18 protein-coding genes and 4 pseudogenes are annotated in these 26,822 nt (G+C 64.8%); 14 read left to right on the top strand and 8 right to left on the bottom strand.

Annotated elements, in window-relative coordinates; all coding sequences use genetic code 11:
* Positions 1 to 26 precede the first annotated feature (26 nt).
* From HMPREF1224_RS22040 to moaA, 8 genes are all read left to right on the top strand, one after another.
* On the top strand, positions 27 to 1,322 hold the full coding sequence (locus tag HMPREF1224_RS22040; RefSeq protein WP_003105298.1) for a nitrate/nitrite transporter: 1,296 nt from the start codon (positions 27 to 29) through the stop codon (positions 1,320 to 1,322).
* 11 nt (positions 1,323 to 1,333) lie between these two features.
* Positions 1,334 to 2,740: a nitrate/nitrite transporter NarK2 gene (gene narK2 / locus HMPREF1224_RS22035; RefSeq protein ID WP_003119260.1), complete on the top strand. Its 1,407-nt coding sequence runs from the start codon at positions 1,334 to 1,336 to the stop codon at positions 2,738 to 2,740.
* A 75-nt stretch (positions 2,741 to 2,815) separates the two neighbouring features.
* Entirely contained in the window at positions 2,816 to 6,601 is a 3,786-nt protein-coding gene (locus HMPREF1224_RS22030) for a nitrate reductase subunit alpha (RefSeq protein WP_003092960.1), read from the top strand.
* A gap of 11 nt (positions 6,602 to 6,612) precedes the next feature.
* Positions 6,613 to 8,154: a nitrate reductase subunit beta gene (gene narH / locus HMPREF1224_RS22025; protein WP_003092958.1), complete on the top strand. Its 1,542-nt coding sequence runs from the start codon at positions 6,613 to 6,615 to the stop codon at positions 8,152 to 8,154.
* A gap of 5 nt (positions 8,155 to 8,159) precedes the next feature.
* The gene (gene narJ, locus HMPREF1224_RS22020) at positions 8,160 to 8,900 is read left to right on the top strand and encodes a nitrate reductase molybdenum cofactor assembly chaperone (RefSeq protein ID WP_003092956.1); all 741 of its coding nucleotides are present in this window, start codon (positions 8,160 to 8,162) and stop codon (positions 8,898 to 8,900) included.
* A gap of 2 nt (positions 8,901 to 8,902) precedes the next feature.
* Entirely contained in the window at positions 8,903 to 9,586 is a 684-nt protein-coding gene (narI, locus tag HMPREF1224_RS22015; RefSeq protein WP_003092953.1) for a respiratory nitrate reductase subunit gamma, read from the top strand.
* Between the two features lie 54 nt (positions 9,587 to 9,640).
* Positions 9,641 to 10,459, top strand: a complete 819-nt coding sequence (locus HMPREF1224_RS22010; RefSeq protein WP_010793396.1) for a peptidylprolyl isomerase — start codon at positions 9,641 to 9,643, stop codon at positions 10,457 to 10,459.
* Positions 10,460 to 10,515: 56 nt separating this feature from the next.
* Complete coding sequence (gene moaA, locus HMPREF1224_RS22005) at positions 10,516 to 11,505, top strand: GTP 3',8-cyclase MoaA (RefSeq protein ID WP_003092949.1); 990 nt, start codon at positions 10,516 to 10,518, stop codon at positions 11,503 to 11,505.
* A 356-nt stretch (positions 11,506 to 11,861) separates the two neighbouring features.
* On the opposite strand, the pseudogene HMPREF1224_RS46200 reads toward moaA, so the two are convergent.
* The 3 genes and pseudogenes from HMPREF1224_RS46200 to HMPREF1224_RS21990 all read right to left on the bottom strand — a co-directional run.
* Positions 11,862 to 12,392, bottom strand: a pseudogene (locus tag HMPREF1224_RS46200) (AAA family ATPase); the annotation flags it as partial.
* A gap of 7 nt (positions 12,393 to 12,399) precedes the next feature.
* Positions 12,400 to 13,961 (bottom strand): annotated as a pseudogene (locus tag HMPREF1224_RS44260) (IS481 family transposase).
* 4 nt (positions 13,962 to 13,965) lie between these two features.
* Positions 13,966 to 14,541 carry a recombinase family protein gene (locus HMPREF1224_RS21990; RefSeq protein ID WP_010793395.1) on the bottom strand — a complete coding sequence of 192 codons (576 nt, stop codon included), beginning with the start codon at positions 14,539 to 14,541 and terminating at the stop codon, positions 13,966 to 13,968.
* A gap of 329 nt (positions 14,542 to 14,870) precedes the next feature.
* On the opposite strand from HMPREF1224_RS21990, the pseudogene HMPREF1224_RS45920 reads away from it, so the two are divergent.
* The 5 genes and pseudogenes from HMPREF1224_RS45920 to HMPREF1224_RS21980 all read left to right on the top strand — a co-directional run.
* Positions 14,871 to 15,504, top strand: a pseudogene (locus HMPREF1224_RS45920) (hypothetical protein); the annotation flags it as partial.
* Positions 15,495 to 16,874 (top strand): annotated as a pseudogene (locus tag HMPREF1224_RS46195) (S-type pyocin domain-containing protein); the annotation flags it as partial. The pseudogenes HMPREF1224_RS45920 and HMPREF1224_RS46195, both read left to right, overlap by 10 nt.
* Positions 16,857 to 17,165: a colicin E5-related ribonuclease gene (locus tag HMPREF1224_RS46190; RefSeq protein WP_170870257.1), complete on the top strand. Its 309-nt coding sequence runs from the start codon at positions 16,857 to 16,859 to the stop codon at positions 17,163 to 17,165. The pseudogene HMPREF1224_RS46195 and the gene HMPREF1224_RS46190, both read left to right, overlap by 18 nt.
* The gene (locus tag HMPREF1224_RS44255) at positions 17,165 to 17,503 is read left to right on the top strand and encodes a hypothetical protein (RefSeq protein ID WP_071536042.1); all 339 of its coding nucleotides are present in this window, start codon (positions 17,165 to 17,167) and stop codon (positions 17,501 to 17,503) included. Before HMPREF1224_RS46190 ends, HMPREF1224_RS44255 begins: the two co-directional genes overlap by 1 nt.
* A gap of 964 nt (positions 17,504 to 18,467) precedes the next feature.
* On the top strand, positions 18,468 to 19,259 hold the full coding sequence (locus tag HMPREF1224_RS21980; RefSeq protein WP_003118292.1) for an ABC transporter substrate-binding protein: 792 nt from the start codon (positions 18,468 to 18,470) through the stop codon (positions 19,257 to 19,259).
* A 23-nt stretch (positions 19,260 to 19,282) separates the two neighbouring features.
* Here HMPREF1224_RS21980 and dauR read toward each other — a convergent pair whose 3' ends face one another.
* The 4 genes from dauR to rhlB form a co-directional block, all read right to left on the bottom strand.
* Positions 19,283 to 19,915, bottom strand: coding sequence for a transcriptional regulator DauR (gene dauR / locus HMPREF1224_RS21975; protein WP_010793393.1), 633 nt, complete (start codon positions 19,913 to 19,915; stop codon positions 19,283 to 19,285).
* 62 nt (positions 19,916 to 19,977) lie between these two features.
* The gene (gene dauA / locus HMPREF1224_RS21970) at positions 19,978 to 21,105 is read right to left on the bottom strand and encodes an FAD-dependent catabolic D-arginine dehydrogenase DauA (RefSeq protein WP_010793392.1); all 1,128 of its coding nucleotides are present in this window, start codon (positions 21,103 to 21,105) and stop codon (positions 19,978 to 19,980) included.
* Positions 21,106 to 21,127: 22 nt separating this feature from the next.
* Positions 21,128 to 22,075, bottom strand: coding sequence for an NAD(P)H-dependent anabolic L-arginine dehydrogenase DauB (gene dauB, locus HMPREF1224_RS21965; RefSeq protein WP_003143090.1), 948 nt, complete (start codon positions 22,073 to 22,075; stop codon positions 21,128 to 21,130).
* A 160-nt stretch (positions 22,076 to 22,235) separates the two neighbouring features.
* Positions 22,236 to 23,759, bottom strand: coding sequence for an ATP-dependent RNA helicase RhlB (rhlB, locus tag HMPREF1224_RS21960; protein WP_003158777.1), 1,524 nt, complete (start codon positions 23,757 to 23,759; stop codon positions 22,236 to 22,238).
* Positions 23,760 to 24,042: 283 nt separating this feature from the next.
* Here rhlB and HMPREF1224_RS21955 point away from each other — a divergent pair, with 283 nt between their 5' ends.
* Entirely contained in the window at positions 24,043 to 25,941 is a 1,899-nt protein-coding gene (locus HMPREF1224_RS21955) for an acyl-CoA synthetase (RefSeq protein ID WP_003118296.1), read from the top strand.
* Positions 25,942 to 25,956: 15 nt separating this feature from the next.
* On the opposite strand, the gene HMPREF1224_RS21950 is transcribed toward HMPREF1224_RS21955, so the two are convergent.
* Positions 25,957 to 26,604 carry an alpha/beta hydrolase gene (locus HMPREF1224_RS21950; protein WP_003105021.1) on the bottom strand — a complete coding sequence of 216 codons (648 nt, stop codon included), beginning with the start codon at positions 26,602 to 26,604 and terminating at the stop codon, positions 25,957 to 25,959.
* Positions 26,605 to 26,822: the final 218 nt, after the last annotated feature.

Genomic DNA, 26,822 nt, shown 5'->3' with positions numbered 1-26,822 from the left:
ACGCTGTCCGTGCAGAGAGTTTAGCCATGGCTTCCCTACGTCAGAAACAGTACTCCGTCCTCGGCATGAGTACCTTGTCCTTCGCGGTGAATTTCGCCGTGTGGACGATGTTTTCGATCATCGGCATCCGCATCAAGGACGAGCTCGGCCTGAGCGAATCCCAGTTCGGCCTGATGGTCGCCCTGCCGATCCTCACCGGCTCCCTGGTGCGCCTGCCGCTGGGCCTGATCACCGACCGCTTCGGCGGCCGCATCGTGTTCTTCATCCACATGCTGCTGGTGGCCATCCCGATCTACGGCCTGGCCTTCGCCAGCCAGTACTGGCACTACCTGGTGCTCGGCCTGTTCGTCGGCCTGGCCGGCGGCTCCTTCGCGGTCGGCATCGCCTACACCTCGGCCTGGTTCGAGAAGGAGCGCCAGGGCACCGCGATGGGCATCTTCGGTGCTGGCAATGCCGGCGCGGCGATCACCAACCTGGTGGCGCCGATGATCGTGGTCGCCTTCGGCTGGCGCATGGTGCCGCAGGTCTACTCGGTGGCCATGCTGGTCACCGCCGTGCTGTTCTGGCTGTTCACCTGGACCGATCCGGCGCACCTCAAGGGCGCCGCCGAGGCCAGCCAGCGGCCGACCCTGGCCAAGCAACTGGCGCCGCTCGCCGAGCTGCGCGTCTGGCGCTTCGGCCTGTACTACTTCTTCGTCTTCGGCGGCTTCGTCGCCCTGGCCCTGTGGCTGCCGAAGTACTACATCGCCGAATACGGCCTGGACCTGAAGACCGCGTCCTTCATCACCATGCTGTTCACCCTGCCGTCCGGCCTGATCCGCGCCCTCGGTGGCTGGTTCAGCGACCACTACGGCGCGCGCTCGGTGAACTGGGGCGTGTTCTGGGTCTGCCTGGTGTGCCTGTTCTTCCTCTCCTACCCGCAGACCACCATGACCATCCACGGCATCCAGGGCGACCTCAGCCTGGGCATCGGCCTGAACGTCTGGCTGTTCACCTTCCTGGTGTTCGTCGTCGGCATTGCCCAGGGCTTCGGCAAGGCCAGCGTGTACCGGATCATCCACGACTACTACCCGAGCAACATGGGCACCGTCGGCGGCATGGTCGGGGTGATCGGCGGCCTCGGCGGCTTCTGCCTGCCGATCCTGTTCGGCTACGCCGCCGACCACATCGGCGTGCGCTCCTCCTGCTTCATGTTGCTGTTCGGCCTGACCGTGGTCTGCATGGTCTGGATGCACTACGCGATCAAGCAGCAACGCCGCATCGACGGCCAGGCCGCCTCGGCCGACGTCGACCTTCCTCCCACCCTTCCCACCCACTCCTGAGGAATGCCGTCATGGGCATGATCGCCAATACCCAACTGAAAGCCGCACGGGGACCGCTGCTGCTCGACTGGCGCCCCGAGGACCCCGAGTTCTGGGCGCGCAACGGCAAGCGCATCGCCAGCCGCAACCTGTGGATCTCGATCCCCGCGCTGCTGCTCGCCTTCGCCGTGTGGATGATCTGGAGCACGGTGACTGTGCGCCTGAACAGCGCCGGCTTCGCCTTCAGCAACGACCAGCTGTTCCTGCTCGCGGCGCTGCCGTCGATCTCCGGCGCCACCCTGCGGGTGTTCTATTCGTTCATGGTGCCGATCTTCGGCGGTCGTCGCTGGACCGCCCTGAGCACCGCCTCGATGCTGATCCCGTGCATCTGGCTGGGCTTCGCCGTGCAGGACCCGAACACCCCGTACTGGGTGTTCGCCCTGATCGCGCTGCTCTGCGGCTTCGGCGGCGGCAACTTCGCCTCGAGCATGTCCAATATCAGCTTCTTCTATCCGAAGAGCCAGCAGGGCACCGCCCTCGGCCTGAATGCCGGGCTCGGCAACCTCGGCGTCTCGGTGATGCAGTTCGCCGTGCCGCTGGCGGTGGCCGGCGGCCTGTTCGGCGCCTTCGGCGGCGAGCCGCAGCAGCTCGGCGACGGCGGTCGCCTGTGGCTGCAGAACGCCGGCTGGATCTGGGTGCCGTTCATCGCCGTGGTATCGGTCGCGGCCTGGTTCGGGATGAACGACATCGCCGACGCCAAGGCCTCGTTCCGCGACCAGGCGGTGATCTTCAAGCGCAAGCACAACTGGCTGATGTGCTGGCTGTACGTGGCCACCTTCGGCTCGTTCATCGGCTTCTCGGCCGGCTTCGCGATGCTCAGCAAGACCCAGTTCCCCGACGTCAACCCGCTGCAATACGCCTTCCTCGGTCCGCTGGTGGGCGCCCTCAGCCGGCCCCTGGGCGGCTGGCTGGCGGACAAGTTCGGCGGCGCGCGGATCACCCTGTGGAACTACGCGCTGATGATCGGCGGGGTGTTCGCGGTGATCGCCTTCCTGCCGGGCGACGGCGGCCAGGGCAACTTCTTCGGCTTCCTTGGCGCCTTCATCCTGCTGTTCTTCTTCGCCGGCATCGGCAACGGCTCCACCTTCCGCATGATCCCGGTGATCTTCCGCAACGAGTGGGCCCGGCGGGTGCGCGACGGCCAGGCCGACGAAGCCGGCGCGGCGCGCAACGCGAGCATGGAGTCGGCCGCGGTGATCGGCTTCTCCGCCGCCATCGGCGCCTTCGGCGGGTTCTTCATCCCGAAGGCGTTCGGCACCTCGCTGCACATGACCGGCAGCGCCGAGGGCGCCCTCTACGTGTTCATCGCCTACTACCTGAGCTGCATCGTCGCCACCTGGTGGTGGTACGCGCGCAAGGGTGCGGAGAGTCCCTGTTGAGTCCGTCGGCAGCAGCCCGCGGCAACCCCTGATTAGCGTTGTAACGCCCGGCACAGACCGGGTGAGGAGATCAAGATGAGTCACCTGCTCGACCGCCTGCAGTTCTTCAAGAAGAAGCAGGGCGAATTCGCCGATGGCCACGGCGAGACCAGCAACGAGAGCCGCGCCTGGGAAGGTGCCTACCGGCAGCGCTGGCAGCACGACAAGATCGTGCGCTCCACCCACGGGGTGAACTGCACCGGCTCCTGCTCCTGGAAGATCTACGTGAAGAACGGCCTGATCACCTGGGAAACCCAGCAGACCGACTACCCGCGCACCCGTCCGGACCTGCCCAACCACGAGCCGCGCGGCTGCCCGCGCGGGGCCAGCTATTCCTGGTACATCTACAGCGCCAACCGCCTGAAGTACCCGAAGGTGCGCAAGCCGTTGCTCAAGCTCTGGCGCGAGGCGCGGGCGCAGCACGGCGACCCGGTGAACGCCTGGGCCAGCATCGTCGAGGACGCCGCCAAGGCGAAGAGCTACAAGAGCCAGCGCGGCCTGGGCGGCTTCGTCCGTTCCAGCTGGGACGAGGTCACCGAGATCATCGCCGCGGCCAACGTCTACACCGCCAAGACCTACGGTCCGGACCGGGTGATCGGCTTCTCGCCGATCCCGGCCATGTCGATGGTCAGCTACGCCGCCGGCGCCCGCTACCTGTCGCTGATCGGCGGGGTCTGCCTGAGCTTCTACGACTGGTACTGCGACCTGCCGCCGGCCAGCCCGCAGATCTGGGGCGAGCAGACCGACGTGCCGGAGTCGGCCGACTGGTACAACTCCAGCTACATCATCGCCTGGGGCTCCAACGTGCCGCAGACGCGGACCCCGGACGCGCACTTCTTCACCGAGGTGCGCTACAAGGGCACCAAGACCGTCTCCATCACCCCGGACTATTCCGAGGTGGCCAAGCTCACCGACCTCTGGCTCAACCCCAAGCAGGGCACCGACGCCGCGCTGGGCATGGCCTTCGGTCACGTGATCCTGAAGGAGTTCCACCTCGACCGGCCGAGCGCCTATTTCGTCGACTACTGCCGCCAGTACACCGACATGCCGATGCTGGTGTTGCTGGAAGAACACGCCGGCGGCGCGTTCAAGCCGACCCGCTACCTGCGCGCCGCCGACCTGGCGGACAACCTCGGCCAGGACAACAACCCCGAGTGGAAGACCATCGCCTACGACGAGCGCAGCGGCGGGCTGGTCTCGCCCACCGGCGCCATCGGCTACCGCTGGGGCGAGTCTGGCAAGTGGAACATCGCCGAGCTGGACGGCAGGAGCGGTGACCAGACGCGCCTGCAACTGTCGCTGCTCGATGGCCCGGAACATGCCTGCGAGGTGGCCTTCCCGTACTTCGCCGGGCAGGAGCACCCGCACTTCAAGGGCGTCGCCAACGACGAGGTACTGCTGCGCCGGGTGCCGTTCCGCGAGATCGTCGCGGCGGACGGCAAGCGCCTGCGGGTGGCCACCGTCTATGACCTGCAGATGGCCAACTACAGCATCGATCGCGGCCTGGGCGGCGACAACGTGGCGACCTCCTACGAGGACGCCGACACGCCCTATACCCCGGCCTGGCAGGAGCGCATCACCGGCGTCCCGGCGGCGCGCGCGACGCAGGTCGCCCGCGAGTTCGCCGACAGCGCCGACAAGACCCGCGGCAAGGCGATGGTGATCATCGGCGCGGCGATGAACCACTGGTACCACATGGACATGAACTACCGCGCGGTCATCAACATGCTGATGATGTGCGGCTGCATCGGCCAGAGCGGCGGCGGCTGGGCGCACTATGTCGGCCAGGAGAAGCTGCGCCCGCAGACCGGCTGGGCGCCGCTGGCCTTCGGCCTGGACTGGAGCCGGCCGCCGCGGCAGATGAACGGCACCAGCTTCTTCTACCTGCACAGCTCGCAATGGCGCCACGAGAAGCTGTCGATGCACGAGGTGCTGTCGCCGCTGGCCGACGCCAGCCGCTTCGCCGAACACGCCCTGGACTACAACATCCAGGCCGAACGCCTCGGCTGGCTGCCGTCGGCGCCGCAACTGAACCGCAATCCGCTGCGCATCGCCGCCGAGGCCGAGGCCGCCGGCCTGCCGGTCGCCGACTATGTGGTGCGCGAACTGAAGAGCGGCGGCCTGCGCTTCGCCAGCGAATCGCCGGACGATCCGCAGAACTTCCCGCGCAACATGTTCATCTGGCGCTCCAACCTGCTGGGCTCCTCCGGCAAGGGGCACGAGTACATGCTCAAGTACCTGCTCGGGGCGAAGAACGGGGTGATGAACGATGACCTCGGCAAGGCCGGCGGTCCGCGTCCCACCGAGGTCGACTGGGTCGACGACGGTGCCGAGGGCAAGCTCGACCTGGTCACCACCCTGGACTTCCGCATGTCCTCCACCTGCATGTACTCGGACATCGTCCTGCCGACCGCTACCTGGTACGAGAAGGACGACCTCAACACCTCCGACATGCACCCCTTCATCCATCCGCTGTCGGCGGCCACCGATCCGGCCTGGGAAGCCAAGAGCGACTGGGAGATCTACAAGGCCATCGCCAAGAAGTTCTCCGCCGTCGCCGAAGGCCACCTCGGCGTGGAGCAGGACCTGGTCACGGTGCCGCTGCTGCATGACACCCCCACCGAGCTGGCGCAGCCGTTCGGCGGCGACGGCCATGACTGGAAGAAGGGCGAGTGCGAGCCGATGCCGGGACGCAACCTGCCGACGCTGCACCTGGTCGAGCGCGACTACCCGAACGTCTACCGCAAGTTCACCTCGCTCGGTCCGCTGCTGGACAAGCTGGGCAACGGCGGCAAGGGCATCGGCTGGAACACCGAGAAGGAAGTGAAGCTGGTCGGCGACCTCAACCATCGCGTCGTCGAGAGCGGCGTCAGCCAGGGCCGGCCGCGTATCGACAGCGCCATCGACGCCGCCGAGGTGGTCCTCGCCCTGGCTCCGGAAACCAACGGCCAGGTCGCGGTCAAGGCCTGGGAGGCGCTGTCGAAGATCACCGGCCGCGAGCACGCCCACCTGGCGCTGCCCAAGGAGGACGAGAAGATCCGCTTCCGCGACATCCAGGTGCAGCCGCGCAAGATCATCTCCAGCCCGACCTGGTCCGGCCTCGAGGACGAGCACGTCAGCTACAACGCCGGCTACACCAACGTCCACGAGCTGATCCCGTGGCGCACCATCACCGGTCGCCAGCAGTTCTACCAGGACCACCCGTGGATGCAGGCGTTCGGCGAAGGCTTCGTCAGCTACCGGCCGCCGGTCAACACCCGGACCACCGAGAAGCTGTTGAACAGGAAGCCCAACGGCAACCCGGAGATCACCCTGAACTGGATCACCCCGCACCAGAAATGGGGCATCCACTCCACCTACAGCGACAACCTGCTGATGCTCACCCTGTCGCGCGGCGGTCCGATCATCTGGCTCAGCGAGCACGACGCGGCCAAGGCCGGGATCGTCGATAACGACTGGGTCGAGGTGTTCAACGCCAACGGCGCGGCGACCTGCCGCGCGGTGGTCAGCCAGCGGGTCAAGGACGGCATGGTGATGATGTACCACGCCCAGGAACGCATCGTGAACGTACCCGGCAGCGAGACCACCGGCACCCGTGGCGGCCACCACAACTCGGTGACCCGCGTGGTGCTCAAGCCGACCCACATGATCGGCGGCTACGCCCAGCAGGCCTGGGGCTTCAACTACTACGGCACGGTCGGCTGCAACCGCGACGAGTTCGTCGTGGTGCGCAAGATGAGCAAGGTCGACTGGCTGGACGAACCCCGCCACGGCGGACTCGGCGGCGACGCCCTGCCGCAACCGCTGCCCCAGGACATTTGAGGAGAGACGCCATGAAAATTCGTTCGCAAGTCGGCATGGTGCTGAACCTCGACAAATGCATCGGTTGCCACACCTGCTCGATCACCTGCAAGAACGTCTGGACCAGCCGCGAAGGCATGGAGTACGCCTGGTTCAACAACGTCGAGACCAAGCCCGGGATCGGCTACCCGAAGGAATGGGAAAACCAGGAGAAGTGGAAGGGCGGCTGGGTGCGCGCGGCAGACGGTTCGATCCGCCCGCGCATCGGCGGCAAGTTCCGCGTGCTGGCGAACATCTTCGCCAACCCGGACCTGCCCGAGATCGACGACTACTACGAACCGTTCGACTTCGACTACCAGCACCTGCATACCGCGCCCAAGGCCGAGCACCAGCCGGTGGCGCGCCCGCGCTCGCTGGTCTCCGGGCAGCGCATGGAGAAGATCGAGTGGGGCCCGAACTGGGAGGAGATCCTCGGCACCGAGTTCGCCAAGCGGCGCAAGGACAAGAACTTCGACCAGGTCCAGGCGGACATCTACGGTGAGTACGAGAACACCTTCATGATGTACCTGCCGCGCCTCTGCGAGCACTGCCTGAACCCGGCGTGCGTGGCGTCCTGCCCGAGCGGGGCGATCTACAAGCGCGAGGAGGACGGCATCGTCCTGATCGACCAGGACAAGTGCCGCGGCTGGCGGATGTGCATCTCCGGCTGCCCGTACAAGAAGATCTACTTCAACTGGAAGAGCGGCAAGTCCGAGAAGTGCATCTTCTGCTACCCGCGCATCGAGGCCGGCCAGCCCACCGTCTGCTCGGAGACCTGCGTCGGGCGCATCCGCTACCTCGGCGTGCTGCTCTACGACGCCGACCGTATCCACGAAGTGGCCAGTTGCGAGAACGAGCGCGAGCTGTACGAGAAGCAACTGGAGATCTTCCTCGATCCGTTCGACCCGGCGGTGATCGCCCAGGCGCGCAAGGACGGGGTGGCCGACAGCGTCATCGAGGCGGCGCAGAAGTCGCCGGTGTACAAGCTGGCGATGGACTGGAAGCTGGCCCTGCCGCTGCACCCGGAATACCGCACGCTGCCGATGGTCTGGTACGTGCCGCCGCTGTCGCCGATCCAGAACGCCGCCGCCGAGGGGCACATCGGCAGCGACGGGGTGATCCCGGACGTCGAGTCGCTGCGCATCCCCGTGCAGTACCTGGCCAACCTGCTCACCGCCGGCGACACCGCGCCGGTGCTGCTGGCGCTCAAGCGCCTGCTGGCGATGCGCGCCTACAAGCGCGCCGAGCACGTCGAAGGCCGCCAGGACCTGGAGGTGCTGGCCAAGGTCGGGTTGAGCGTGGAGCAGGTGGAGGAGATGTACCGCTACCTGGCCATCGCCAACTACGAGGATCGCTTCGTGATCCCCAGCGCGCACCGCGAGGAAGCGCTTTCCGATGCCTTCGCCGAGCGTTCCGGCTGCGGCTTCAGCTTCGGCAACGGCTGTTCCGGCGGCAGCAACTCCGCCGTCAACCTGTTCGGCGGCAAGCCGACCAACCGCCGCGACGTGATCCAGGTCGTGCAGATCCAGGAGTGAGCGCCATGAACGATCACAGCCAACTGTTCCGCCTGCTCGCCCTGCTACTCGACTATCCACGCGCCGAGCTGCGCGAGGAGAGCCTCGGCCTGCATGCGCTGATCCGCACCTGCGAACTGCCGGAAGCGCTGCGCGACGGCCTCGCGGCGCTGCTCAACGAGCTCTGCCAGGGCGACCTGCTGGACGTCCAGGCGCGCTACGACGGTCTCTTCGAGCGCGGCCGCTCGGTCTCGCTGCTGCTCTTCGAGCACGTCCACGGCGAGAGCCGCGACCGTGGCCAGGCGATGGTCGACCTGCTCGACCGCTATACCGGGGCCGGCCTGCAAATCGACGTACCGGAGCTGCCGGACTACCTGCCGCTGTACCTCGAATACCTGTCGCTGCTGCCGTTCGCGGCGGCCAGCGAAGGGCTCGCCGAAGTGGCGCACATCCTCGGCCTGCTGGCGCTGCGCCTGGAGGAACGCGGCAGCGCCTATGCGGCGATTTTCGAGGCGTTGCTGGAACTCGGCGGCGAGCGCCCGGACCTCGGCGCGTTGCGTCGCGACCAGGCCCAGGAACAGCGCGACGACAGCCTGGAGGCCATCGACCGGGCCTGGGAGGAAACCCCGGTGAGCTTCACCGACCCCGCCGGCGGTTGCCCGTCGAGCAGCGGCCGCCGTCCAACGGCGTCCACCGAACAACCATTGCAATGGGTCGCCCAGCCGGTACCGCAGATGCAGTACCGCGCGGCCCGCGAAGGAGTCTGAGCATGTCGACCAATCTTCTGTTCTTCGGGATCTATCCCTATGTCGCGCTGCTGATCTGCCTGGTCGGCAGCTGGGCGCGCTTCGACCTCTCGCAGTACACCTGGAAGGCCGGTTCCAGCCAGATGCTCAGCAAGAAGGGCATGCGGGTATACAGCAACCTGTTCCACGTCGGCGTGCTGTTCATCCTCGCCGGCCACTTCGTCGGCCTGCTGACCCCGGCCTCGGTCTACCACCACCTGATCAGCACCGAGAACAAGCAACTGCTGGCGATGGTCTCCGGCGGCTTCTTCGGCGTGCTCTGCTTCATCGGCCTGAGCGGACTGATCCTGCGCCGCCTGACCGACGCACGGGTGCGCGCCACCGGCAACGCCTCCGACCTGATGATCCTGCTGGTGCTCTACGCCCAGCTGATCCTCGGCCTCTCCACCATCGTCGCCTCGACCCATCACATGGATGGCTCGGTGATGGTGATGCTCGCCGACTGGGCCCAGGCCATCGTCACCCTGCGTCCGCTGGCGGCGGCCGAGGCCATCGCGCCGGTGGGCCTGGTCTACAAGCTGCACGTCGGCCTGGGCCTTACCCTGTTCGTGCTGTTCCCCTTCACCCGCCTGGTGCACATCGTCAGCGCGCCGGTGTGGTACCTGGGCCGGCGCTACCAGATCGTGCGTCAGAAACGTCCTGCCTGAACCCTGGGCGGCCGGCGCATCCGGCGCCGGCCCGCCGAACCGAGGTGATCGATCATGAGTTGCTCCCACTACGAAGAACGCGTCGAGAAGGTCGAACTGCCGCAACTGAAGGTCAACGGCGTGGCCATCGGTGAAGACCTGCTGGCCCGCGAGCTGCAATACCACCCGGCGGACAGCTACGCGCTGGCGCTGGAGGCCGCCTGCCGTGCGCTGATCGTCCGCCAGTTGCTCCTGCAACGGGCCGACGCGCTGGGCATCGAGGCCCGCTGCGAAGACGGCGAGACGCCGGAGGAAGCGCGCATCCGCCAATTGCTGGAGGAAGAGGTGCAGGTCCCGGAAGCCGACGAAGACGCCTGCCGGACCTGGTACGCGGCCAATCCGGGACGCCTGCTCGGCCCCTGGCGCCTGCAATTGCGCCATGTGCTGCTGGCCTGCGCGCCGGACGACCTGGAGGGCCGCGAGACGGCGCGCAAGCAGGCCGCGGAGCTGCTCGACGAATTGCGCGGGCATCCCGAGCGCTTCGTCGACCTGGCCCGGCGTTTTTCCGCCTGCCCGTCGAAGGAGTCGGGTGGCGACCTCGGCTGGATCGAGCCGGGGCAGACCGTCCCCGAATTCGAGAAGCGCCTGCTGCGCCGCGCGCCCGGGCTGCTCGAGCATCCGCTGGAAAGCCGCTATGGCCTGCATGTGGTGGAACTGCTGGCGCGCGAAGGCGGCGAGCCGCTCGACTTCGACGCGGCCCGCGCACAGATCGCCGCGCACCTGCAAGCGCAGGTGTTGCAGCGAGCGGTGGGACAGTACATCGGCGTGCTGGCGGGAGACGCCTGTATCGAGGGCTTCGCCTTCGAGGGTGCGGATGGGGCGCTGGTGCAATAGCCTTCGGCGCCGATGTTTCCCTCTCCCTCCCGAAGATCAAACGGAGTACCCAGGACATGACCGACTGGATCGATGGCCAAGGCCGACAGATCGACTACCTGCGCCTGTCGGTCACCGACCGTTGCGACTTCCGCTGTGTCTACTGCATGGCCGAGGACATGCGCTTCCTGCCGCGCCAGCAGGTGCTGACCCTGGAGGAGATCGAGCGGGTCGCCCGGCTGTTCGTCGCCGGCGGTGTGCGCAAGCTGCGCCTGACCGGCGGCGAGCCGCTGGTGAGGCCCGGCATCGTCGGCCTGTGCGAGCGCCTGGCGGCACTGCCGGGGTTGCGCGAACTGTGCATGACCAGCAACGGCTCGCAACTGGTGCGCTACGCCCGGCCGTTGTACGACGCCGGCCTGTCGCGTCTCAACATCAGCCTCGACACCCTCGATCCGCTGCGCTTCCGGGCGATCACCCGCAACGGCGAGCTGGACAAGGTGCTGGCCGGCATCGACGCCGCCCAGGCCGCCGGTTTCCGCCGGATCAAGCTGAACGCGGTGGTGATGAAGGGGCGCAACGCCGATGAGGTGCCGGCGCTGGTGGACTTCGCCATCGCCCGCGGCCTGGATATCAGCTTCATCGAGGAGATGCCGCTTGGCCAGGTCGGCCGCGAACGTGGCGAGAGCTTCTGCTCCAGCGACGAAGTACGCGCGCTGATCGCCCAGCGCCACGCCTTGCTCGACAGCGCCGAGCAGAGCGGCGGGCCGGCGCGCTACGTGCGCCTGGTCGAGCATCCGCAGACACGCATCGGCTTCATCTCGCCGCACTCGCACAACTTCTGCGCCACCTGCAACCGCCTGCGCCTGACCGTCGAGGGCCGCCTGCTGCTGTGCCTCGGCCACGAGCATTCGCTCGACCTGCGCGCGCTGCTGCGCCGCCACCCACTGCACGACGGACCGTTGCTGGAAGCGATCGGCGAGGCGCTCCAGCGCAAGCCGGCGCGCCATGAATTCAGCGCCGCCGGCGAGGTGCAGGTGCTGCGCTTCATGAACATGAGCGGCGGCTGAGGCGACTCAGGGCGTAGCCAGCGGGCCTTCGCCAGGGGCCAGGGCGAGGCCGCTCTTCTGGTAGGCCAGCAGGGTCTCGCTGCTGTACAGCTCACCCCAGGAAAACATCACGGCATAACCGTCGCTGGAGCTGCGCGCGATCACATAGCTGTAGCGGCTTGCAGTCGAAAACCGGCGGGCTCGCAATCAGCGCGATTTTGGGCTCAGATTATCTGCGACTGACGGTGGAGGCGGGCTCACATTAATTGCGAGCGAGCTTGCAATCCGTGCGCCGGGCTTGCAATCCGTTACCGCGGGCTCAGGCTCTTTGCGACTGACGCTCATACCGGTAATCCGGCACTTTGCATCTTTTCCTGCAACTCGAAAATGTCGGTGCGGTAACCAATTTCTTCCATCGTGGGGCGGCGCAGATCGTTACACAGCTTGGGATGGCCAGCCAGGACAATGGACAAGCGTCGCCGGCCGCTGTCGTCTTCGGCCAGTTCGAGCAGTCGCTTCAGGCCGGTCAAGGTATGACCATTGAGATCATGGGTTTCATCAACGAGCAGGGCCACGGGGCGCTTGCTCTTCTTTACCAGTTCGTACAGTTCGCGATCCCGTTTTTCGATCTGGGTGGGAATGCGTACCTGTTTCTGGGTGGAAAGGTCATAGAAGAGCGCGGCGATGAAGGTGGCCAGCTTGATGTTGTGCTTCTCGATGGCCATCGATCTGGACTCCGTGACTTTCTTTTCCTCTTCCAGCAGGTGCTACAAACGACGCAGCATCACCGTCTTGCCGCTGCCGATCACACCACACAGGGCGATCAGCCGGCCTTCGAAGATGGCGCCGCGGATGTCTCTCATCAACTGCTGATGATGGGTGGTTTCGAAATAGCCCGCCTGATTCAAGGGGGGCTCAGTCCGTAGCCAGGGTCTCGCTCAGCACCTGGTCGATGAAGGCGCGGTCATCCATTGAAAGCTTGGCCAGCGGCATTGCCAGTTCCTCGGCGATAGCCAGCTTGGCCGCAATGCGGGATTCCTGGGGCTCGAAAACGAAGGGCTGGATGGGGAGCGTCGAGTCAGCAGAACCGGGCTCTAGTCGTACATCTTCCCCGGAAAGCGCCGCGATTGGCAGCCCCAACTGGTCCGCGAGAGATCGGATACGAGCCGAGCGCTCGTCTGCCTTGCTGCGCTTGAAAGCCCGGTAGCGGTGCTGCGGAATGGGGCCGGACACCGGGTAGTGAGGACCGAACCGCTCGCCATCGAACTCGGCATGCAGCTCATCGTCGAACAGCCCCCAGAGCAGCACGACGTAGTCGCCGGCCATCTCTGGCTCAAGCTCGTACGCGGTACCGTCGGTGGTGATTCGGGCATCAGGCCCGACTTTGCGCCGCTCGGGCTCCCGAGCAAAGCGGCAGAACTGATCCCATGAGCACATTTCACGGATCCCCTCTGTTGGCACATGGGTGATCCAGTCCTCGATCCGTGAAAGGGGTTCGGCACGATGTGTCTGCTGGTTGTAGGTGCGCACTAGGTAGCGCAACAGCCACTCGTTGGCCTGGGCTTCGGTTTCCGGCTTGTGGAAGTGGTACAGGGTCTCGTGGGCTTCCTTCACTGTGCGGAAAGGACGTTCGACCTTGCCTTTCGAGCGGGCCGTGGTGCGCGTTCCATCCTTGCTGGCAGGGATGTGTGTCTGCCACTCGATGCCCAGCGCCCGCATGACGCTCTGGAAAACGCGACGCTTGGCCACCGGACCGTTGTCCAGATAGATCAGCTTGGGCCGGCCCTGAAAGGGAAAACTCGGGTCCGCTTTCGGCGCCATCGAGTTGAACAGAAAACGAAGTGCCGTCTCCGCATCCTCACCATAAACGCAGTGGTATTCCTGGTAGGCCACACCGCTGCGGTCATCCACCACGCTGAACAGCATCAGGGTGGGTTCGCCCTTGGCGGGATCGATCCACCGCGGATGCTCAATATGCTTGAGGTCCGACGGCGACATGTCGAACTGCCAACAATCGTTGCTGTGCTCAGCCTGGAACCGAGTTGCGCCTGGCTCCCGGGACAGTTGAGCAGGCCTTAATCGCCAATGTGATAGATATCGGTTGACGGTGGGTCTGTGGAGTACGCCTCTTGGGGCAACAATGAGGCCCCGGTCAGTTTCTACACCGTACTCTTCCAGCAGCTCAATGGCGCGGTGTGTAGATAGATGCCGCCCCTGCTTGTTGGTGGTGCGCAGCTTCAACGCCGCAATCAGTTCGCAGTAGCGCTCCAGTTCCGCCTGGGGCAGGACGCGGGGCTTGCCCTGGTCGGAGCGGTGGGCTGCCTAGGCCTGTGCAGAAGGACCAGGGCGCGATAGACCGTACTGGAGGAAACGCCGTACAGTTCAGCTACAAGGGCCACCTGACGGGCCCGCTCCGGGCTCTTCTTCGGCAAGTGATCCAGGCGCTGCCTCCGTTGCAGCAGCGAATCGACGGGAATGGCCTTACGCCTGCTGGTGGGCATTCCGTTCTGCCTCGGTGATGTAGTTGTAGAGCGTCGAGCGGCCGATTCCCATCATCCGACAGATCTCCACCACGGTGTATTGGCGCTCGTGATAGAGCTTCAGGGCGACTTTGCGCTTGGCGGGATCCAGGCGTTTCTTGCGGCCGCCCAGCCGACCGCGAGCACGTGCTGCAGATAGTCTCGCATGGGTGCATTCACTGATCAGGTTGCGCTCGAACTCGGCTAGCGCGGCAAAGAGGTGGAAAACCAAACGCCCTCCGGTGGATGTGGTGTCGATGTTCTCCTGGAGGCTCTTCAGACCCACGCCGGCATCCTCCAATTGCTCGACCAGGTAGATCAGGTCCTTGATCGAGCGGCCAAGCCGGTCCAGCCGCCAGACCACCACCGTGTCGCCCCGCCTTAGATTGGCGAGAAGCGCGGCCAGGCCGATTCGATCGGCCTTGGCGCCGCTGGCAGTGTCTTCGAACACTCGCTCGCAACCCGCCTTGGCCATCGCATCGCGTTGCAGGTCCAGTAGTTGATCGTCGGTGGAAATGCGCACGTACCCAATCAGCATGATTTCGTTCAGAAATGCGCGAAAGGCAGCATAGGTGAATTTTGAAAGCGAGAAATCGTTACTGGACTAAAAGTACGCGGTTTCTGGGGGCGGCCAAGGGGAACGAGGCTGGCGTCCAGAAAACGGTCGTCTGATGGACGCTTCCACGAACGGAGCGATACCGCAAAGGGAAGAATGGAGTGCAACCATCGTAGAGCTTCAAACTGAGATATTGCAGTTGATTGCCGCATCTGGCCGGCCTATTGCCGTGCATTTTCTACCTACTACTGCATCGCTCAAGAAGGTTCTGTAAATATATTGGTTCAACTCTTTCGATAGGAAAGCCATTCATGACAAATAATAGTGCGCCACCACTTGTCGTGACCAGAGGAAATGATAATGGTTACGAGCCTGGGTCGATGGTTATTACGCATGTACAGGCTAGTGGGCTAGACATAATCCAGTACATTACAGGTCGGTCAAGCTACGGTACTCCACCATTTGTCCCGCCAGGACCAAGCCCGTATGTTGGCCCTGGAATGCAAGAGTACAGGAGGCTAAGAGATACTCTTGATAAGTCCCATTCAGAACTCAAGAAAAACCTGAAGAATAAAACCTTGAAGGAGGTGGATGAACTCAAGAGTGAAGCGGGGTTGCCAGTTAAAGCGGTCAGTGCCAATGACATCCGCGATGAAAAGAGTATCGTTGATGCACTCATGGATGCCAAAGCAAAATCGCTAAAGGCCATTGAGGATCGCCCGGCCAATCTTTATACGGCTTCAGACTTTCCTCAGAAGTCAGAGGCGATGTACCAGAATCAGTTGCTAGCCAGTCGAAAGTTCTATGGAGAGTTCCTTGATCGACATATGAGTGAGCTGGCCAAAGCGTACAGCGCTGATATCTATAAGGCGCAAATCGCTATCTTGAAACAAACGTCTCAAGCACTGGAGAGTAAAGCCCGGTCAATGGAGGCGCAAGCCCAGCAGGTCACTCAACAGCTCGGTGCCGACTTCAACGCGATCACCACTCCGACCGCCACCAAGGTCCAGCAACGTGTGAAAGCAGTGGATGCTAGTCTGTCTCAGGTTTCCACCCAGGTCAGTGGTGCAGTCGCCTCGGCAACCCAGGCGGTGCAGGTCAAGACAGCGCAAGCCCAGCAACAAGCCAACAGCCAGATTTCGTCCAGCCAGAACCTGATCAGCGCGGCATTTCGGAATCAGATTGCCTTGGCAGCACAGGCCAGTGGAGAAGCCCAGGTCACGGCTTTCAACACCAAAGTCAAGCAGATCGTCAACGAAGCCACGGCGTTTTCGACAGCACGAAAACAAGCGCTGGCTCAGTTTGCTGCCAATGCGGCCGCCGAGGTCGAAACCGAGGTCAACAGGCTAACCGCCCAGGTCAAGGCAAGCCCCACCAAGGCGGCTTCGCAAGCTGCACAAGCAACCCTTCGACAATTCACTGAAAGCACCTATGCCAAGGTGAACACCTATGCCCAGCAGACCGAAGCAGAGCTGCAGGCCAAAGCCAAGGAGGTTTCGGCAGCGGTAGCCGAGGCACAGCGTGCGGCGACCAACGATTTGCAAAAAACAGCCGATGTAGTACCAGGTCAGATCATCCAGGCTGCGAACACCTTGGCGATGCCGGCTACCTCTACGCCGCTGGTTTCGGTGGCCGGGTTTGGTAGTGCGGCAGTGGAGACGGCTCGCCTGGCGGCTTCCCTAACGAATGCTGTCAATCGCCTGGTTCAGATTGCTGGTAGTGGACCCGGCGCATACGTTGCCACCTTCGCGGTGCTGTCGCTGTATTCCGACCAGGCTGGTAAAGACAGTGACAAGGTTCCTGCCGGCGTTCGCAATGCATTGGCACTGGAGGCGTCCGCTCTGGGGCTTCCTGGCACGGCTGATTTGCAAAGCGTCGCCAAGGCAGGTGGCACGGTTGATATGCCGGTACGACTCACGAGTGCTGCACAAGAGAGCCCGAGTGGTAAATCGCAGATTGCCGCGATGTTGACCAACGGTGCAACTGTCCCCAAGGGCGTGCCTGTTCGCGCCGCGACCCTCAATGCTGCGACGGGCCGGTATGAGGTGACGGTTCCCGCAAAGTCCACCGTGCCGAATACACCACCGCTGATCTTGACCTGGACCCCTGCCACCCCTCCAGGAAGCCAGAACCCCTCAAGCACCACTCCGGTCGTACCGCAGCCGGTTCCGGTGTATGAGGGAGCAACGATCACCCCAGTACAGGCCGAGCCGGAGTCCTATCCGGGAGTGCCGTTAGATCTGGACGATCTGATCGTGATCTTCCCGGTGGGCTCGGGGGTTAAGCCAATCTATATAATGTTCAATCATAACCCTCATGATGTTGTTATTGATGATAAGATCAGAGAGCAAATTCCAATTAGAGGGTGGACTGAGGTTGAAATTAGAGATGTTATCGGAAAAGGTGCAACAGGTAGTTCTTCAGATAAGCGTCGGCCTAATAAGACGATAGATGGGCTGGGGCGGAATGACTCTGCAACAGTATATGGAAGTCCTCCTAATGGATATATAGTTGTGAACGATAGGACAGGTGAAATTATTCAAATTGCAGATCGGAACGATTCCGCATGGGCGGTTGACGGGCGAATCATCTGGAGAAATAAGTAATGATCAATCCTAACTCTGTCGAAATAGTTGACAATGGCCTAGATTTTTTTTCAAAAGAAGGCAATGGGAAGATGTGGCTAACTACGAAGGCAACTCTGGAAGTCGTATCTTTGGCAACTAAAAAAGGGTTGGCAATTTCAAAAATTGAGGGATTCATCTGGCATAAGGATGTAGGGAGGTTCGAGGCAAGACTTGATGCCATATTTGAAGGGCTTGTCAATCCAGTAAAAGTGCCTGATGATATCAATAATAATAATACTAGAGCGAAAGAGAGTACAGAGGAAGATGCTTCTCTTGGGCATGATGCTTTTATTGTAACAATTGCCTCCAGAAAATAAAGGTGGAAACCTTGGGGCTGAGTTGGCTTGCAATCCCTTGCATGGACTACAAACAATATAGGCTCAGCTCCCTTAGGGATGGTCTGAAGTAGCCATGTCTTTCTGGCCGACTTCAGCCCCCGGCGAATTTGAAAGCGGAGAATCGATTAAAAACGATCCGATCACCCGCTCATTTCTGTGTTTTTAGCCGCCGCGAGCACCTCGCAGCAGCCATTCCCCCATTACAGACGCGCCTCTGCTTGCGCTTGCCGGCGTACTCGGCGTCGGCAAAGGTCATCTGCTTCATCGGGATCGGCGTATTACCGGTATGAGCGTCAGTCGCAAAGAGCGTGAGCCCGCGGTAATGGACTGCAAGCCCACCGCATGGATTGCAAGCTCGCTCGCAATTAATGTGAGCCCGCCCCCACCGTCAGTCACAGATAATCTGAGCCCAAAATCGCGCTGATTGCGAGCCCGACGGTTTTCGATTGCAAGCCGCTACACATAGCTGCGCCGCGCGTCCGGGTGGCCGGGCATGTCCAGCCCGACCGGGTCCCGTACGTCGCTCAGGCACCCTTCGGTACTCGCGCTCGGCGCCGACCTGGGCGCGCTAGCTGGCGGAGCGCGGTTTGCGACGGGTAGCGAAGCCTTTCAAGGGCGTTGACGAAACGAAAAAATCCCCGCGGCATGAGCGTGACGCGGGGATCCAGGCGTAAATAGAGCCTTAACCGTGATAGCTGAAATGGAGCAAGGGGGTGATGTCTGCGTAGCGGAACACCTCGCGGGTGGCTGTGTATGGCTCAAGACTAAGTCCCGCGGGCCGGCGGGCCTATTCCTCGAAGGAGGTAAGGAGGGGTAGCGGAGGAGGGACGGCGATTGACGATGTATACTTTTTGGTCCAGATTGGACGAAAAGTATAAAGGCGGATCACCGTCTGTTTCCCGCCCGGGCCGCGGGCGCACCTTCGTCACCCCTGGAGTCGTCCATGATCAAGTCGCTGAACACCAAGAACCTGCTGGGAGGCCTGCTGCTCGGCGTGCTCGCCAGCGGATCCGCCGTCGCCGCCGATGGCAACCTGCGGATCGGCATCGAGGCCGCCTACCCGCCGTTTTCCTTCAAGACCGCCGAAGGCGAACTGGCCGGCTTCGACTACGACATCGGCAACGCGCTGTGCGCGCAGATGCAGGTGAAGTGCCAGTGGATCGAGCAGGAGTACGATGGCCTGATTCCCTCGCTGAAAGTTCGCAAGATAGACGCCGCGCTGTCCTCCATCACCATCACCGAGGAACGCCGGCGCTCGGTGGACTTCACCCACAAGTACTACTTCACGCCGGGCCGCCTGGTGATGAAGGAAGGCGCCCAGCTCGACGACAGCTTCAGCCAGTTGGCCGGCAAGCGCATCGGCGTGCAGCGCGGCGCTACCGCCGACCGCTTCGCCAGTGCGGTGCTGGCCAAGGCCGGTGCCGAAGTGGTGCGCTACACCAGCCAGGACGAGATCTACCTGGACCTGGTGGCCGGCCGCCTCGACGCCACCTTCGCCGACTCCATCCCGCTGCAGACCGGCTTCCTCGATACCCCGCGCGGCAAGGGCTACGCCTTCGTCGGGCCGGAGTTCAAGGACCCGAAATACTTCGGCGAGGGCGCCGGGATCGCGGTGCGCAAGGGGGACGCCGAGCTGGTCGGCAAGCTCAACGCGGCGATCGACGCGATTCGTGCCGACGGGACCTACAAGCGCATCGAGGGCAAGTACTTCAAGAGCGACATCTACGGCGACTGACCGCTCGCCGGCGGCGGCTGCCGTCAGTCGCCGCCTTCCTTCAGCTCCTTGAGGTGCTTGTAGACCGTCGCCCGGCCCATGTTCAGCACGTTGGCCACATAGTTGGCGGCGCTCTTGCCCTTGAACGCGCCCTCGGCGTGCAGGGCCAGGACCAGTTCGCGCTTGTGCTCGCGGGTCAGCAGGTTCAAGCCGAGCTGGCGCTGCCGCAGCCAGCCGTGCAGGAAGGTGTTGATGCGCTCCTGCCAGTCGTCGCGGAACAGCGCGTCCGGTTGCGGGATCAGCTTGCTCGGCGAGAGGAACAGGTCGAGTGCCGCCTTGGCGCTCTCGAACAGGCTGATGTTCAGGTTGATGCACAGCACCGCCAGCGGCTGGCCGGCGGAGTCGCGCAGCACGGTGCTGACCGAGCGGATCTTCTGCCCGTCCCAGTTGAGCTTCTCGTAGGGACCGATGTTGCGCTCGTTGCTATCGCCTTCGAGCATGTCTTCCAGCGCCGAGTCGTCGCCGACCTCGCGCTTGGACAGGTTGTTGGCGATGTAGTCGACCCGCTGGCTGCGCAGGTCGTGCAGGACCACTTCGGCGTGGGGGAAGAACAGGGTGGCGATGCCGTCGGCGATCGCCCGGTAGTTCTCCAGGCTGGGGTCTTGGCTCGGGCTCATGCGCAGGAACTCTCGTGGGACGACGGGCGAGGCGAGTGTGCCGCAAACCCGCCGCCGGGTCATCAGGGGGACAGGCGGCGCGGCGACAGCATCGCCTCGTCCAGGCCGTGCTCGCGCAGGTGCGCCGGCAGCGGCTGGTGGCGGATCAGCGCGGCGCTGGCCTCGCCCATCGCCGCCGAGGTCTGGATACCGTAGCCGCCCTGGGCGGCGACCCAGAAGAAGCCTTCCGCATCGGCGGCGTAGCCGGCCACCAGGTCGCCGTCGGCAACGAACGAGCGCAGCCCCGCCCAGGTGTGTTCCGGACGGCGAATGGTGAGGGTGGTGGCTTCTTCGATCAGGTACATGCCGGTGGCGATGTCCAGTTGCTCGGGCTGCACGTCGTGGGCCTCGACCGGATCGGCGTTGGCCGGCGAGCCGAGCAGCATGCCAGCGTCCGGCTTCAGGTAGAAGGATTCGTCGAGGCTGACCAGCATCGGCCAGTCGTGGCAGTCGATGCCCGGCGGCGGGGCGAAGATGAAGGCCGAGCGGCGCTTGGGTTGCAGGCCCAGCGGGCGGACGCCGGCCAGCCCGGCGATGGTGTCGCACCAGGCGCCCGCGGCGTTGATCAGCACCGCCGCGCGGTAGCTGCCGGCGGCGCAGTGGACTTCCCAGGCGCCGTCGACCCGGCGGATCTCCAGCGCTTCGTGGTTGCACAGGACCTGCCCCTGGTTGCGGCGGATGCCGCGCAGGTAGCCCTGGTGCAGGGCGTCGGTATCGATGTCGGCGCCGGTGGGGTCGTAGGTGGCGCCGAAGACCTTGTCGCGACGCAGCACCGGCACGATCGAGCAGGCCTGTTCCGCGTCCAGCAGGCGCATCTGCGGCACCAGCGCCTTGCCGCTTTCGTATTGGCGGCGGAGTTCTTCCGGATCGTCGCTGAAGTCGACCACCATTTCCGGACGCGGGCTGAGCAGCGGATGCTCGCAGAAGCCGGCCGGCGGGTTGTCGAAGAAGGCCCGGCTGGCGGCGGTGAGCGCGCGCACCTGGGGTGTGCCGTAGGCCACCGTGTAGTGCGCGGCGGAGCGGCCGGTGGAGTGGTAGCCGGGCTGCGCCTCGCGCTCCAGCACCACGACCCGGCCGTGGGCCGACAGCCAGTAGCCGGTGGATGCGCCGGCGATGCCGGCACCGATGACGAGGTAATCCGCTTCGATCATGCTGCTCTCCTGCATCGCGCGATCAGCCTGCCTGGCGCAGGCGGTAGAGGGCGTTGGCCAGGGCTACGTCTTCCAGGCCCAGGCCGATCGAGCGGAAGAACGCCGGGCGCCGGTATTCCGGACGTGGCGCCTGGCCGCTGAGCAGTTCGGCGAGGTCGCCGCGGATCGCCTCGGGGCTCCAGCCATGCTGTTCGGCGGCGATCAGCATCTCGCCGGCGGAGCCTGGGGTGGTGTGCCGGTAGTCGCAATAGACGTCCATGGCCGCCAGGCTTTCCGCCGGTACCTCATGGGCGCGGGGCGCGTTGGTGCTGATCGAGGTGACCAGCGCCGGGCGCTTGAGTTGGCGCGGGTCGATCACCGCTCGGGCCGAGGAGGTGCAGAGCAGGATCACATCGGCTTCGTCCAGCGCTTCCTCCAGGCTGCCGGCGGCTTCGGCGCGCGGGTCGATGGCGCGGAGGCTTTGCAGGCGGCGCTCGTCCAGGCTCGGCGAATGGACTCGCACGCCCTGCCAGTCACGCAGGCCCTTCACGTATTGCAGGTGGGCATGGGCCACCGGTCCGCTGCCGATCAGCGCCAGGCGGCCGGCCTCGGTCGGAGCCAGGGCATCCACCGCCACCGCGGTGGTGGCGGCGGTGCGCGCGGTGGTCAGCCGGGCGGCATCGCAGAGCAGCAAGGGCTGGCCGGTCTGCATCGACATCAGCAGGGTCCAGGCGGTGACCAACGGGCCCTGTTCGCGAACGATGTAGGGTGAAGTCTTGACTCCGTAGACCTGTTCCTGGGCGAGCACGCCGAGGTAGTTGATGAAGTCGCCGCGACCGGCGGGGAACTCCACCAGTTGCTGGGCCGGCTGGAGCGCCTGGCCGGCGGCCAGGTCGAGGAACAGCTGGCGCATGGCCTGGAGGACGTCGATACGGGCGAGCAGTTGCTCGGCTTCGGCCTGCTGGACGATCAGGGGAGTGGCGGCGCTCATGCGATCTCCGGAATGGATGTAAACAATTTGTCCATTCTGGACTTTAAGGTATTGCCGGGCAAGCGCCGACCCGCCTCGATGACCGACGGCGGCACCTGCGTGTCGCAGAAACGAAAAAGGCGAAGCCGGATGGCTTCGCCTTTTTTCTCCACGCCTGCGTTCAGTGCTTGCGCGGTACCGGCTTGAGCAGTTCGGCCGGCGGCATCTCGCAGGTGATCTTGCGGCCCAGCAGTTCTTCGATCGGCGGCAGGGCGAAGGCATCGTCCTCGCCGGCGAAGCTGATCGAGGTGCCCGAGGCGCCGGCGCGGCCGGTACGACCGATACGGTGCACGTAGTCGTCCGGGTCCTCCGGCAGGGTGAAGTTGATCACATGGCTGATGCCGTCGATGTGGATGCCGCGGCCGGCCACGTCGGTTGCCACCAGGACGCGGATCTTGCCTTCGCGGAAGCCTTCCAGGGTGCGGATGCGCTTGTGCTGCGGTACGTCGCCGGACATCTGGGCGGCGCTGATGCCGTCCTTGGTCAGGCGTTCCTCGATGCGGCGGACTTCGTCCTTGCGGTTGGCGAAGACCATCACCCGTTCCCAGTTGTTCTGTGCCACCAGGTTGTACAGCAGCTTGTACTTGTCGCTGCCGGCCACGGCGTAGACATGCTGCTCGACGGTGTCGCTGGCGACGTTCTCCGGCTCGATCTCGACGATCGCCGGATCGACGGTCCACTGCTTGGCGAGGTTCATCACGTCGTCGGTGAAGGTCGCCGAGAACAGCAGGGTCTGGCGTTCGCCCTTGTGCGGGGTCTGCCGGATGATCTGCCGGACCTGCGGGATGAAGCCCATGTCGAGCATGCGGTCGGCTTCGTCGAGGACCATCACCTCGACCATGTCCAGGTGCACCTCGCCGCGCTGGTTGAAGTCCAGCAGACGGCCTGGGGTGGCTACCAGGATGTCGCAGAAGCGCGCTTCCAGCTGCTTGAGTTGCTTGTCGAAGTCCATGCCGCCGACGAAGGTCATCACGTTCAGCCCGGTGTACTTGGTCAGCGCCGCGGCGTCCTTGGCGATCTGTACCACCAGTTCGCGGGTCGGGGCGATGATCAGCGCGCGCGGCTCGCCCATGTAGCGCTCTTTCGGCGGCGGGGTCTGCAGCAACTGGGTGATGATCGAGATGAGGAACGCGGCGGTCTTGCCGGTGCCGGTCTGGGCGCGGCCGATGGCGTCCTGGCCGCGCAGGGTGAAGCCCAGTACCTGCGCCTGGATCGGGGTGCAGTAGGGGAAGCCGAGGTCATGGATGGCGTGCATCAGGCTCGGGGCGAGGTTGAAGTCGTGGAAGCGGGTCTTGCCTTCCTGCGGTTCGACCACGAAGTCTTCCAGCTTCCAGTTGTCCACCGGCTTCGGCTTGCGTTCGCGGCGCGGCTTGTCGCTGCGCGGCTTGGCGTCCCGGCCTTCTTTGGCGGCGGGTTTGGCGGGCTTTTCGCCTTTCTCGGCCTTTTCAGCGGCGCGCGGGGCGCCGGACTCGTTGTCGGCGCGCGGGGGGCGCGGTTTGCGTGGGCGTTTCTCGGTCGGCTTTTCGCCGGTGGGGGCGGTACCTTTCGCGGTAGCGCCGGCAGGGCCTTGCGGGACCGGGGAGGAACCGCTCTGCGGCTGGGTTCCGTCGGCCTTGCCGAAGATTTTCTTGAGTGCTTTGAGCACGGCGATCTCGTAGTGGTTAAGGAATGAACGGGCGCCAGTGTAAAGCATGTTGCCAGCGGGGAGAAATCCATGCTTGGCCGGCGCCCTCCAGCCCTGGCCGGACGGGGCCTGGAGGGGGCTGCGCGAAGCGCCCGGGGCAGCCTTCGGGAGGACTCGTGCGCGCGACCGGCGGCGCGCTACAAAAAGACAACGGTAGGGCGACGACGGGGGTGGCATCTTCGGGACGGTGCCGGAGCGATCCGGCGAGTGTCCGCCCACTCACCAACGGAAGAACAAGAAAACCATGAATCCGTCCCCATCGATCGTCGGGCTGAGCGATATCGAAGCCCTGGAACGCGTGCCGCTGGAACAGCGCGACCTGCCGTCCAGCACCTACGAACTGTTGCAACGCTCGGCCCAGCGCCACGGCCAGCGTATCGCCCTGAGCTGCCTGCTGCATGGCAGCGCCGCCGAAGAACCGTTGCGGATCAGCTATGCCGAGCTGTTCGCCCGCGTCACCCAGACCGCGAACGCCTTGCACCGGCTGGGCCTGGAAAGCCACCAGGCGGTGTCCTTCCTGCTGCCCAACCTGCCGCAGACCCACTACGTGATCTGGGGCGGCGAGGCTGCCGGGATCGTCAATGCGATCAACCCGCTGCTGGAGCCGGAGCACATCGCCGAGCTGATCCGCGCCTCCAACACCCGGGTGCTGGTGACCCTGGCGCCGTTCCCCGGCACCGACCTGTGGCAGAAGGTCGCCGGCCTGCGCGCGCAGTTGCCGGAGCTGTACGCGATCGTCGTGGTCGATCCGGCCAACCTGTTACCGGCGCCGCAGCGCGAGGCGCTCAAGGCCCAGCGCGGGCCGCTGCCGGAGGGCGTGCTGGACTTCGATACGCTGATCGCCGACTGCCCGGCAGACCGCCTGGAGAGCGGACGGGCGATCCATCCGGACGACGTCGCTTCCTATTTCCACACCGGCGGCACCACCGGCACGCCGAAGCTGGCGCCGCACAGCCACTTCAACGAGGTGGCGATGGCCGAGATCATGGGCCTGAACGCCGACTACGGGGTGGACGACGTGCTGCTCTGCGGCCTGCCGCTGTTCCACGTCAACGGCGTGATGGTTACCGGCCTGGCGCCCTTCCATCGCGGCGCCCAGGTGCTCCTGGCCGGGCCCCAGGGCTACCGCAATCCGACCCTGATCCAGGACTTCTGGAAGCTGGTGGAACGCTACCGGGTCACCAGCTTCAGTGGCGTGCCGACCATCTACGCGGCGTTGCTGCAGGTCCCCAGCGATGGCCGCGACCTGTCCAGCCTGCGTTTCGCCCTGTGCGGCGCGGCGCCGATGCCGGTGGAGCTGATCCGCCAGTTCGAGGCGCGTACCGGGCTCAAGGTGATCGAGGGCTACGGCCTCACCGAAGGTACCTGCGGCACCAGTTGCAACCCGCGTGGCGGCGAGCGCCGGCCGGGTTCGATCGGCCTGCGCCTGCCGTACTGCCAGGTGAAGGTCGCGGTGCTCGACGGCGAGGGCAATTACCTGCGCGATGCCGCGCCGAACGAGGTGGGCAACCTCTGCCTGAAGGGCCCGACGGTGTTCAAGGGCTACCTGCAACAGGACCGGAACCGCGATATCTGGATCGGCGATGGCTGGTTCAATACCGGCGACCTCGGTCGTATCGACGAGGACGGCTACATCTGGCTCACCGGGCGCAGCAAGGACCTGATCATTCGCGGTGGCCACAACATCGACCCACAGATGATCGAAGAAGCGCTGCACCGGCATCCGGCCGTGGCCCTGGCGGCGGCGGTGGGCAAGCCGGACGCCAAGGCCGGCGAGCTGCCGGTGGCGTATATCCAGCTCAAGCCCGGCGCCAGCACCAGCGAGGAAGAGCTGCTGGAGCACGCCAGCCGCCACGTACCGGAGCGCGCGGCGGTGCCCAAGGATATCTGGCTGATCGAGAGCATGCCGGTCACCGCGGTGGGCAAGACCTTCAAGCCGGCGCTGCGCCTGGACGCGATCCGCCGGGTGCTGGAGGAGGAAAGCCGGAGGATCGCCGAGGATATCCGCGTGGAGGTGGTCGCCGACGAGCGCCACGGCCAACTCGCCCACCTGCACGTTCCCGCGCTTGACGAAAGACGCCGGGCGGCGCTGGAAGAGCTGCTCGGCGGCTACGCGCTGAACTACCGGCTGCACCCCGTCTGAGAGAAGCTCCGGGCGTCAGAGGCGCTTGCGCAGCCAGGCGCCGATGTCGTGGATTTCCTCCAGGGACACCTCGTGGCCCATCGGGTAGTCGTGCCAGCCCACCTCCACGCCCTGCGCCTGCAAGGCGTCATGGGCCGCGCGGCCAAGCGCCGGGTCGACCACGTCGTCCTGGCTGCCGTGCAGGTGCAGGACCGGAATCCGCTTGTGGCGCTCGTCCAGCGCCAGGTCGTCGAAGGTCGGCGCGTAGGTGGATAGCGCCAGCACCCCGCCTAGCGGCTGGGCGTAGCGGCGGAAGGCGGTATGCAGGACCACCGCGCCGCCCTGCGAGAAACCGGCGAGGATGATCCGCTCGGCGGCGATGCCCTTGGCGCGCTGTTCATCGATGAGAGCGATGACCTGGTCGGCGGAGGCGTTCAACTGGTCTTCGTCGATGGCCCGCGCTGGACTGAAGGCAAGGATGTCGTACCAGCTCGGCATGACCCAGCCGCCATTGACCGTCACCGCCTGGCTCGGCGCCTGGGGGAGGATGAAGCGGGTGCTCGGCAGGACCATCTGCAGGGCTTCGGCCACCGGTTTGAAGTCGGTACGGTCGGCGCCCAGGCCGTGCAGCCAGATGATACAGGCGTCGGCATTCGGGGCATCGAGGATCAGGGGTTCGCTCATGACGGCTCCAGGCAGGGGGCATATGCGTTCGGAATGGGAGGACCATTCGACAACAGGCGCTTTCCCGCTCGCAAGTCGGCCAGATTGTCGCAGATCATGCATTCGCCAATTTCCCGCGGATGCGCTTTGCTAAGGGAAGTGCGCCGGGTACGCCGTTCGTCGCCCGCCGCCGTCGCGCCGCCGGCTGCCTCTGCCGGTGCCGCGGCGCTTGCGGTTAC

It is taken from the genome of Pseudomonas sp. P179 (genome assembly GCF_000478485.2).
Taxonomy (GTDB): domain Bacteria; phylum Pseudomonadota; class Gammaproteobacteria; order Pseudomonadales; family Pseudomonadaceae; genus Pseudomonas; species Pseudomonas aeruginosa.
The sequence above is the reverse complement of the archived record's forward strand: the minus strand, read 5'-3'. Positions and strand labels throughout refer to the sequence as shown.

Excerpts from the sequence above, each read along its gene's own strand:
- HMPREF1224_RS21990 (WP_010793395.1), bottom strand. The coding sequence starts at position 14,541 with ATGCTGATTGGGTACGTGCGCATTTCCACCGACGATCAACTACTGGAC.
- dauB (WP_003143090.1), bottom strand. The coding sequence starts at position 22,075 with ATGAGCGCCGCCACTCCCCTGATCGTCCAGCAGGCCGAAGCCGAGCAA.
- dauR (WP_010793393.1), bottom strand. The coding sequence starts at position 19,915 with ATGAGCCCGAGCCAAGACCCCAGCCTGGAGAACTACCGGGCGATCGCC.
- HMPREF1224_RS22010 (WP_010793396.1), top strand. The coding sequence starts at position 9,641 with ATGAGTTGCTCCCACTACGAAGAACGCGTCGAGAAGGTCGAACTGCCG.
- HMPREF1224_RS22040 (WP_003105298.1), top strand. The coding sequence starts at position 27 with ATGGCTTCCCTACGTCAGAAACAGTACTCCGTCCTCGGCATGAGTACC.
- HMPREF1224_RS44255 (WP_071536042.1), top strand. The coding sequence starts at position 17,165 with ATGATCAATCCTAACTCTGTCGAAATAGTTGACAATGGCCTAGATTTT.
- narK2 (WP_003119260.1), top strand. The coding sequence starts at position 1,334 with ATGGGCATGATCGCCAATACCCAACTGAAAGCCGCACGGGGACCGCTG.
- moaA (WP_003092949.1), top strand. The coding sequence starts at position 10,516 with ATGACCGACTGGATCGATGGCCAAGGCCGACAGATCGACTACCTGCGC.
- narI (WP_003092953.1), top strand. The coding sequence starts at position 8,903 with ATGTCGACCAATCTTCTGTTCTTCGGGATCTATCCCTATGTCGCGCTG.
- HMPREF1224_RS21955 (WP_003118296.1), top strand. The coding sequence starts at position 24,043 with ATGAATCCGTCCCCATCGATCGTCGGGCTGAGCGATATCGAAGCCCTG.
- HMPREF1224_RS21980 (WP_003118292.1), top strand. The coding sequence starts at position 18,468 with ATGATCAAGTCGCTGAACACCAAGAACCTGCTGGGAGGCCTGCTGCTC.
- narH (WP_003092958.1), top strand. The coding sequence starts at position 6,613 with ATGAAAATTCGTTCGCAAGTCGGCATGGTGCTGAACCTCGACAAATGC.
- HMPREF1224_RS22030 (WP_003092960.1), top strand. The coding sequence starts at position 2,816 with ATGAGTCACCTGCTCGACCGCCTGCAGTTCTTCAAGAAGAAGCAGGGC.
- HMPREF1224_RS21950 (WP_003105021.1), bottom strand. The coding sequence starts at position 26,604 with ATGAGCGAACCCCTGATCCTCGATGCCCCGAATGCCGACGCCTGTATC.
- dauA (WP_010793392.1), bottom strand. The coding sequence starts at position 21,105 with ATGATCGAAGCGGATTACCTCGTCATCGGTGCCGGCATCGCCGGCGCA.
- narJ (WP_003092956.1), top strand. The coding sequence starts at position 8,160 with ATGAACGATCACAGCCAACTGTTCCGCCTGCTCGCCCTGCTACTCGAC.
- HMPREF1224_RS46190 (WP_170870257.1), top strand. The coding sequence starts at position 16,857 with ATGTTCAATCATAACCCTCATGATGTTGTTATTGATGATAAGATCAGA.